At 29.1% G+C, this 8,352-nt stretch carries 9 protein-coding genes and 1 pseudogene; 8 read left to right on the top strand and 2 right to left on the bottom strand.

Annotated elements, in window-relative coordinates; genetic code table 11:
• The first annotated feature begins 1 nt into the window (after position 1).
• The 8 genes from CLPUN_RS01035 to CLPUN_RS01000 all read left to right on the top strand — a co-directional run bounded on the left by CLPUN_RS01035 (position 2) and on the right by CLPUN_RS01000 (position 5,494).
• Positions 2 to 424: a putative ABC transporter permease gene (locus CLPUN_RS01035; RefSeq protein ID WP_242954008.1), complete on the top strand. Its 423-nt coding sequence runs from the start codon at positions 2 to 4 to the stop codon at positions 422 to 424.
• 47 nt (positions 425 to 471) lie between these two features.
• On the top strand, positions 472 to 1,110 hold the full coding sequence (locus CLPUN_RS01030; protein ID WP_077845531.1) for a YmfQ family protein: 639 nt from the start codon (positions 472 to 474) through the stop codon (positions 1,108 to 1,110).
• The gene (locus CLPUN_RS01025) at positions 1,110 to 1,916 is read left to right on the top strand and encodes a hypothetical protein (RefSeq protein ID WP_077845530.1); all 807 of its coding nucleotides are present in this window, start codon (positions 1,110 to 1,112) and stop codon (positions 1,914 to 1,916) included. Before CLPUN_RS01030 ends, CLPUN_RS01025 begins: the two co-directional genes overlap by 1 nt.
• A gap of 223 nt (positions 1,917 to 2,139) precedes the next feature.
• Positions 2,140 to 3,081, top strand: coding sequence for an Ig-like domain-containing protein (locus CLPUN_RS01020; protein WP_077845529.1), 942 nt, complete (start codon positions 2,140 to 2,142; stop codon positions 3,079 to 3,081).
• An 86-nt stretch (positions 3,082 to 3,167) separates the two neighbouring features.
• Complete coding sequence (locus CLPUN_RS01015; RefSeq protein ID WP_077845528.1) at positions 3,168 to 3,458, top strand: hypothetical protein; 291 nt, start codon at positions 3,168 to 3,170, stop codon at positions 3,456 to 3,458.
• A 1-nt stretch (position 3,459) separates the two neighbouring features.
• Positions 3,460 to 3,837 carry a phage holin gene (locus CLPUN_RS01010; RefSeq protein WP_077845527.1) on the top strand — a complete coding sequence of 126 codons (378 nt, stop codon included), beginning with the start codon at positions 3,460 to 3,462 and terminating at the stop codon, positions 3,835 to 3,837.
• A 56-nt stretch (positions 3,838 to 3,893) separates the two neighbouring features.
• Positions 3,894 to 4,670: an N-acetylmuramoyl-L-alanine amidase gene (locus tag CLPUN_RS01005; RefSeq protein ID WP_077845534.1), complete on the top strand. Its 777-nt coding sequence runs from the start codon at positions 3,894 to 3,896 to the stop codon at positions 4,668 to 4,670.
• Positions 4,671 to 4,825: 155 nt separating this feature from the next.
• Positions 4,826 to 5,494 (top strand): Ltp family lipoprotein, encoded by a 669-nt coding sequence (locus CLPUN_RS01000; protein ID WP_077845526.1) that lies wholly within the window; start codon positions 4,826 to 4,828, stop codon positions 5,492 to 5,494.
• A 600-nt stretch (positions 5,495 to 6,094) separates the two neighbouring features.
• Here CLPUN_RS01000 and CLPUN_RS00995 read toward each other — a convergent pair.
• Together CLPUN_RS00995 and CLPUN_RS26855 are read right to left on the bottom strand one after the other, a co-directional pair.
• Positions 6,095 to 7,298, bottom strand: a pseudogene (locus CLPUN_RS00995) (IS256 family transposase).
• 161 nt (positions 7,299 to 7,459) lie between these two features.
• Positions 7,460 to 8,278 (bottom strand): alpha-helical endospore appendage domain-containing protein, encoded by an 819-nt coding sequence (locus CLPUN_RS26855; protein WP_143328949.1) that lies wholly within the window; start codon positions 8,276 to 8,278, stop codon positions 7,460 to 7,462.
• Between the last annotated feature and the right edge of the window lie 74 nt (positions 8,279 to 8,352).

Genomic DNA, 8,352 nt, shown 5'->3' with positions numbered 1-8,352 from the left:
AATATTAATATTTATTATGGGAAGCTTATACATGGTTTTAGAAGGTTTTTGGCGAGGGTGGACAAACATAAGTATGCTTTTTGTTGGAGGCCTTTGCGCTTTCTTAGTTGGTAAGTTAAACGAGCATTCAACTTTTTATGACAGAAAGATGTGGCAGCAATGTTTAATTGGCACTGTCATAACCTTATTTATAGAATTTATCAGTGGCTTAATATTAAATATGTGGTTAAGTTTTAATATATGGGACTATTCAAATACCTGGGTAAATGTATATGGTCAAATATGTTTACCATATGCTTTTTTATGGTTTATATTAATGCCATTATGTATTTATGTAGATGATTGGTTAAGATATAAGCTATTCAATGAAGAAAAACCATTAGGAGTGAAAGAAAATTATATAAATTTATTTTTAGGCAAATAAGACTTTAAGTAGTCTTTTTTGTTTTAAATCTCTTAGGAGGTACTGAGATGTACGGAATAAATGAATATGGCACAATCAGTTATGCAGATAACTTAGCTTTTACGGAAGAAGTAACAAAAAGAATACCTAATTTAATGAAGTATTTACCTAAGTATTATTATACATCAAATGTTATGAAAAATGTACAAGGTTCAAATGGAATTGAATTAGGATTATTAGATTATAAGCTGGATGATATATTAGATCAATTACTTATTGAAACGGCTACATGGGGATTAGATTATTGGGAGAAAGAATATGGATTAGAAACTAATAAGTTATTAAGTTATGAGGAAAGAAGAGAAATTGTAAGAGCCAAAAAGCGTGGTAGAGGGACAACAACTATAGCTATGATTAAAAACACCGCAGAAGCTTTTAGCGGTGGAGAAGTTAGTGTTATACCACATAATGAGCAATATTATTTCACAGTCCATTTTATAGGGATTAAAGGTATTCCACGTAATATGCAAGCCTTTAAGGATATGCTAGAGACAATAAAGCCAGCACATTTAAACTATGACTTTGCATTTACCTATAATACTTATGGGGATATAAGAGATAATTCATTTGATTATGGAAGGTTAGAAAATTATAGTCATGATTTAATCAGAACCACAGATGATATAAAGAAAGGGATGAATATATAATGCAACTTACAGGAAATTATGGATTAAAAAAGCCAGATCAAAACGATGCTTATAATATACAAAATGAAAATGATAATATGGATATTATAGACAGAGAAATGGGGAAAATAGAAGCTAACGTAGATAATTTAAAATTGGATGCAGCTAATGTAACTTTTACGAGTTCAATTACAGCCTTTAGTCAGTTAGGTAAAAACAAAGTAAATTTAGCATTAGATTACCTTTTTCAATTAGCCAATAATGGGAAACAATACTGGGTAGACGTTATTGGTTGGCCTTTGGTGGTTACAGATACATTTGCTACCCTAAAAAGTAAAACTCAAATAATTAAGAATACTATAGCCACAAATATAGTAAGTAAAGGCATCGCTGCTAATAATACAGATTCTTTAAGTAGCTTAGCGGATGCAATTAGTAGAATTAGTATAGAAAGTTTAGGTGGGTTGAAATATCAAAGAATAGAATATTTACCCAGTGATATTCTTATACAAGATAGTGGTAATGGGATAGAAGGTACAGCTCTAAAAAAAGTACTTCCTATATCATTCACTCCTAAATATATGATAGTAAATATTCAAAGTATACAAATTTGCATAAATTTTGTTGAACATACTATATTTGCAAATATGTATAATGATCATACAGAAACAAAGGCCACATTAAATGCTACTAATAACACGTATGTATATTCAGCTAGTACAGCCAGTAGGTATTTTGAATACAGCGATTATGGGAAAAGAATTGATATATGGGCACGTAGCATAACAGGACCACTTACGCCTTGCTACGTTGATATAATATATTAAGAAAATTTAATAAAGTTATAAGTAATAGAATAGCACAAATTAAGTGCTTTTTTTATTGCTTATTTTCAGATTATATTTAATCCTGTAAAAAATTACTAAAATTCTTAGATATAAAGGAATTTGTATTACGATTTTGGTTGGAATTTACTAAGATTCCAATTAGAATAAATATAGAGAAAGAACGCGCGTTCATTTATTATTAAATAAAAGGGAGAAATGATAAATGAAAAATTACTTTAAAAAGTTTAGTATAATGTTTGTAATGTTATTGACTGTTATAGGTGTTGGGATAATTCAAAATGGAAACGTTGCTAATGCAGCTACAGTTGGACAACAGTTAACTCAGCCTGAGAATGGATGGCGAAGATATGATGATTCAGATAGTAGGATAACATCTATTAATGTTGTATCAGATCCAGGTAGGTATGGGGGAAGTGTATCTTATAATCCCACATTAAAATTTTATGGTTGTAAAATAAGAATAATAGATGCCTATTTCCCAAGTGGGTATGCTTCAAACACTATTGTTACTATAGACGGTGTGCAATACCCTTCTTATAGTTGTATAGGTAGTACTCTTTATAAAGCTGTGGTGTTTGAAAAAAACAACCTAAGTTTAGGTGTTCATATTGTTAGCATAAAGAATGGTTATGCAGATGCTATAGATATTGATGATACCGGTAAATTAATTCCATATAATGAATCAATAATATTAGACAAATCATCACTGGACTTAAAAGAAGATGATTCAAAACAATTAACAGCAACAACAACTCCAGCAGGATCAGAAGTGGTATGGACATCAAGTGATGAATCAGTTGCAACAGTAGATTCAAACGGTAAAGTTACGTCAGTAAAGGAAGGGCAAGTAACAATAACAGCTCAAATTAAAGGTTCAGAAACAAAGGCTACTTGTGATGTTACAGTGGCACTTAAGGATGAAAAACCACCTGTAGATGAACCTGCTGGTGATGGGAACTTATATATAGAAATGGTAGACGGAAATATAAAACAAGCTCAAGGCCTTGATGTAACTGATTTTATTAAATGGTTTAAAAATAGAGATTTAGATGATAATGACAATCCAATATATAAAATTAAAAATGCAAAAGGTAATGTTGAATATTTAGTACATGATAAAGTAGTTGCATTTGAATTAAGATAATAAAATATTAATGTTTATATAGGCACTTACAGAAATGTGAGTGTCTTTTGTTATGCAAAAATAAAATGAAACTAGGAAGGTGACATATGAATGAAGTAAATATAATTATAGGGATGGCTTCAACTTTAATTGGAATTTTAGTTGGAGCTATTGGGCTTAAAAGAACATTTAAAAACGATGTTAAAGAGGAAAGTAATTCACAGACAAAATTTGAAATGCAACTTAATTATATATCCAGAGGTATTGATGATATAAGGCTTGAGTTAAAGGCACAGGATAACAAAATTAACAGACTTAGTGAAAAGGTTGCAAGGTTAGAGGAAAGCTCAAAATCAGCACATAAAAGAATAGATGATATAGAAAAGGGAGAGATGTAAAATGTTAACTTTAGATTTAAAATCAAGATTCAGAAATAAAACTTTTATTTTATCAATGCTAGGAGCAATAGTATTACTTATTCAACAATTAGGATTTAAAGATTTAATTCCTTCTAATTGGGTAGATATAGTAAATACGATACTTTCAATTTTAGTTATGCTAGGGATTGTTATAGATACTTCAACTCCTGGTGTTTCAGATAAAACTCAACATGTAGAGGAAAATAATTCAGATATTATTGATCCAGTAGAAGAAAATGTTATTGATACTGAAGCTATATTAAAAGAAAATGAAACTTTAAAAGCAACATTAAGTCAAGTTCAATCAGCTGTTGCAAATAATACAAATCAAGAAACTAGTACAGCAGCACAAGCCTAATTTCTAGAGTAGCCTTTATGGTTACTCTTATTTTAAATATGGGAGGAAATGATATTATGAAAATTGGATTAAGAGCAGGACATTCAGATAATTGCACTGGAGCTATTGGAATTGTAGATGAGCATGAACAAATGAAAAAGTATTATGCAGCAGTTAAAGCAGTATTTGAGCAATATGGACACATAGTAATTGATTGCAATAGCAATGGAAGTACTCCAGGTGCAGAACTATCAGAAGGTGCTAATAAGGCTAACAGTAACAATGTAGATTTGTTTATTTCATTACATATGAATGCAAGTAATGGACAAGGCCATGGAACAGAAGCTTTAGTTAGTAGTACAAGTAGCAAAGCCTACAGTTATGCAAATAATTTATGTAATAATTTTAATTTATTAGGTTTTACAAATAGAGGTGTTAAAACATCAACAAGCCTATATGAAATGAATAATGTTGCAGCTCCAAATATTATATTTGAAATATGTTTTTGTGACAATGAAACTGATATAGGCATTTATAATCAGTATTCTTGGGAGCAACTAGCATATAATTTGTGTAATGCAATAGATCTGAACATACCAAAGGAGGTTCCAGAAGCAGCAACTAACTTAAAAGCTGATAAAGGATATGTAGTTACTGCTTATTTACCTCATGCAAGTGCTAATTATGAAGGGGTAAATATTAATAGTGTATTAATTTATTTTAAAGGCATAGAGTGTTATGCACGAGGTAATTCTAAAGGAGTTTGGATAGAAACAGAATGGCTAGGTATGGCCAAATGTAAGGAATTGCAACAAGTTCTAGGAAACTTATTCTATACAATAGAAACAAAATAATTAAAAATGGAAAGAATTTTAAGGGCAGCATGGAGATTAATTTCTCTGTGCTGCCCTTTATTTTTTTGCTATAGATGGATGTATGTAAATAGTTTGACAAAATTTCCTAATAATATACAATTAGAGTATATAAATTTCTAAAGGGGGAATAATTAATGAATCAAAAATGGTATGAAAAAAATCTAGCAATTATATTACTTTTAATTTTCTTTTTCCCAGCAGGGTTATTTCTTATGTGGAAATATAGCAAATGGAACAAGGTGGTTAAAATAGTAATATCAATATTATTAGCATTAATTGTTATAGGTAACATGGGTAGTAAGAATGCTAATCAGACTTCAACAACAAAAACAGATACTGCTATAGTAAAAGAAGAAGAAAAAGCAGCAGAAGAAGCTAAGAAAAAGGCAGATGAAGAAGCTAAAGCCAAAGCAAATGCAGAAGCAAAAAAAGCTAAAGAAGATGCAGATGCAAAAATAGCGGCAGAAAAAGCTGCAAAGGATGCAAAAAATAATATACCTAAGGAATATCAATCAGCATTAAAAAAAGCAGATCTTTATGCTAATAAAATGAATTTATCTAAAAAAGGTTTATATGAACAATTAACATCAGATTACGGAGAAAAATTTCCTAAAGAAGCTGCACAGTATGCTGTAGATAATGTAAAAGCAGATTGGAAAAAGAATGCATTAGCTAAAGCTAAAACATATCAAAATAAAATGAGTATGTCTAAGAGTGCTATACATGACCAACTAGTATCAGATGCTGGTGAAAAATTTACTGAAGAAGAAGCACAATACGCTATAAATAATTTAGATAATTAGAAACAATAAAATAAAAAAAACGTACTAGAAACGTACTTATAAATTTTATAAAGTGAAAATATATAACATAATTCATATAATATGTACAATAAAAGTAAGGGGAAATACCATTAATTAACCCTTGCTTAAATATTTTCATAGAGTGGGAATAAAAAAATCTCTTTATTAATATATGTAAAGTTTTAAGCGTATAATATCAGGCTTTTTAAATATCTATATACTTATATGTATAACCAACTCATAACTAACAAAGTGACTTTAACCCATTGATTTATCAAGCCTTCAAATTCTCAAAGAGATAATATTTGGAGTTACAGAAACCCTACAAACACAGTGTTTGCAGGGTTTTCTTATATATAAAATCTTATGAAAACAGAGGCTGTAAATATTTTTGTATATTCTGATTTTCTTCTTAGAAATAATGGATAACTTAAGTGCTTATACTAATCCTTCATTTTGTCTAATGGTGTATATTTATAGTGTGTAAATTATTTATCCACTATGTATATTATATCCAACTAGTGGTAATAATATACATAGGGAAAAATATTGTTAAGGAACTTTAATTTTAGGATATATTCTAAGTTAAGGTTCTTTTTCTTATGATGTTTTTTCTAGTATATCACTAAAAACGACATTAAGTTGATTAATAACCAAATCCCAATCCGGATAATTTCTAGTCCATTTCTTGGCTACGCGTTCAACGGCTAAGTAAAGCATCTTTAATAAGCTATCATCATTAGGGAATATCAATTTGGTCTTTGTTACTTTTCTAAATTGGCTATTTAAAATTTCTATAACATTTGTAGTATATATTATCCTTCTTATGTTATCTGGGAATGCAAAGAATGCACTCAAGTTATCCCAATTATCTTCCCAACTCGTAACTGCGTTAGGATACTTATTAGACCATTTATCTTTCAATGATAGCAAATTTTCCATTGCAACTTCTTCATTGACAGCTTTATAAATTCCTTTTAAATCAGCTACAAATGTCTTTCTATCTTTGTATGGAATATACTTCATACTAGATCTTATTTGATGCATTATGCATCTTTGTATTTTAGCAAATGGGAACGTAGCACCGATAGCTTCCTTGAAGCCATTTAAGCCATCAACACAGAATATAAGGACATTTTGAATACCTCTATTCTTAAGATCGTTTAATACAGATAACCAAAACTTACTGCTTTCATTAGCTCCTATCCATATTCCTAAAACTTCTTTTTCACCATCTAAATTAACTCCAATTACAACATAGGCAGCTTTAACTACAATTTGTTTATCTTCTCTTACTTTATAATGTATAGCATCCATAAATATGAATGAATAAGCGTTCTCTAATGGTCTATTCTAAAGGTAATATTCTATTTGTTATATTTGATACAGTTTCAGCACTTATATCCACTCCATATAACTCTTTTATTTGCTCTGATATATCTCTAGTTGTCATTCCTGTTGCATAAAGGCCTAAAATTTTGTCCTCGATACCGTTAACGGATCTTTGGTGTTTAGCCACTATTTTAGGTTGGAAATCACCATTTCTATCTCTTGGTATATTAATATTTACAGGCCCTAATTCTGTTTTAACAGTCTTTTTTGAATATCCATTTCGGCTGTTATTATTAGTTTTCTCTACATTATTATATTTTCCATAGCCTAATGCTTCATCCATTTCAGCTTCTAAAGATTCTTGCAAAACATCTCTAAACATTTCTTTTAACGCATCCAATATATCATTTGCATTAGTAAAATTCTGATCCTTTATATATTCTCTTAATAATTCTTTTGACACATTTTCCATAAAAAAACTCCTTCTTGTAATAATTTGTTATCTCAATTATTGCCAAGAAGAAGTTGTTTTTATTCAGTTTACACAAAATTTTTTACAGAGCCAATAATTTATATGTTAAAAGTTGATCTATGTGCACAAAGTAAATATTTTCATTGTTATATAAATAAATTTTAACAACTTAAATCTAATATTTTTATTAAACCAGATTTAATATTCATGATTCCACTATTATGATTAAACAGGTTATCATAATCGTTTATTATCATTTTTATTTTTTGAGTATTTTCGCGTTTATAAGACCATATAGTTAACGAAAAATTAACAATCGATTGCTTTAAAATTTCTTTCCCATCTCGTAATGTTATAATTCCATTACCGTTAATAGTAGTAATTGTATGAAGATCAGAATTCTTATTGAATTGAGATTTGTTTATATTTTGAAGATTTATATTTTGTGGAAATCCCAATAAAATTACTGAATTAATATTACTTTTATTTTCCTTTTCTAATGTATACTTGATAAATTGGTTAAGAACTCCAGGAAATTCAGGTATATTTAATGTTATATTAAAAATTCCACGATAAAATGTATCGACAGTGTTATTAACACAACCGCGACCATTTCCAATAATGTTAGTATCACATTTACATTTTTTTGTTGAAATATTTTCACAACAATCATCACAACAATCAGATTTGGGAGGAATTATACTTATAATACTTTCAAGTTTTTCCTGTAAAAGGATTTGTAATTTCATTATTTCCCGTATAACTTTTTCAACTCCTTGATTAATTTCTTTTATATCTTTTGGGAGAACGGATTTACATTTATTTTTATCTAATATATATTGAATTTTTTCACCTTCTGCGTTTAGGATGTGTGCTAACCCCATTTCTTCCATAGCAATGGAAGCAATAATCATATCAATTGCTTGTTCTCTGGTTATATTAATAAGTGGAGTTATATTTGGAATATTGGGCATAGACATTATGATACCTCCTTAATAGTAATGTGTTTGCATATAAATTTTATGACCTTAAAAGGTCTGCTAATATTAAGTGA

The sequence above is a fragment of the Clostridium puniceum genome (genome assembly GCF_002006345.1).
Taxonomy (GTDB): Bacteria; Bacillota; Clostridia; order Clostridiales; family Clostridiaceae; genus Clostridium; species Clostridium puniceum.
The sequence above is the reverse complement of the archived record's forward strand: the minus strand, read 5'-3'. Positions and strand labels throughout refer to the sequence as shown.

Excerpts from the sequence above, each read along its gene's own strand:
- CLPUN_RS01015 (WP_077845528.1), top strand. The coding sequence starts at position 3,168 with ATGAATGAAGTAAATATAATTATAGGGATGGCTTCAACTTTAATTGGA.
- CLPUN_RS01005 (WP_077845534.1), top strand. The coding sequence starts at position 3,894 with ATGAAAATTGGATTAAGAGCAGGACATTCAGATAATTGCACTGGAGCT.
- CLPUN_RS01030 (WP_077845531.1), top strand. The coding sequence starts at position 472 with ATGTACGGAATAAATGAATATGGCACAATCAGTTATGCAGATAACTTA.
- CLPUN_RS01025 (WP_077845530.1), top strand. The coding sequence starts at position 1,110 with ATGCAACTTACAGGAAATTATGGATTAAAAAAGCCAGATCAAAACGAT.
- CLPUN_RS01010 (WP_077845527.1), top strand. The coding sequence starts at position 3,460 with ATGTTAACTTTAGATTTAAAATCAAGATTCAGAAATAAAACTTTTATT.
- CLPUN_RS01020 (WP_077845529.1), top strand. The coding sequence starts at position 2,140 with ATGAAAAATTACTTTAAAAAGTTTAGTATAATGTTTGTAATGTTATTG.
- CLPUN_RS26855 (WP_143328949.1), bottom strand. The coding sequence starts at position 8,278 with ATGTCTATGCCCAATATTCCAAATATAACTCCACTTATTAATATAACC.
- CLPUN_RS01000 (WP_077845526.1), top strand. The coding sequence starts at position 4,826 with ATGAATCAAAAATGGTATGAAAAAAATCTAGCAATTATATTACTTTTA.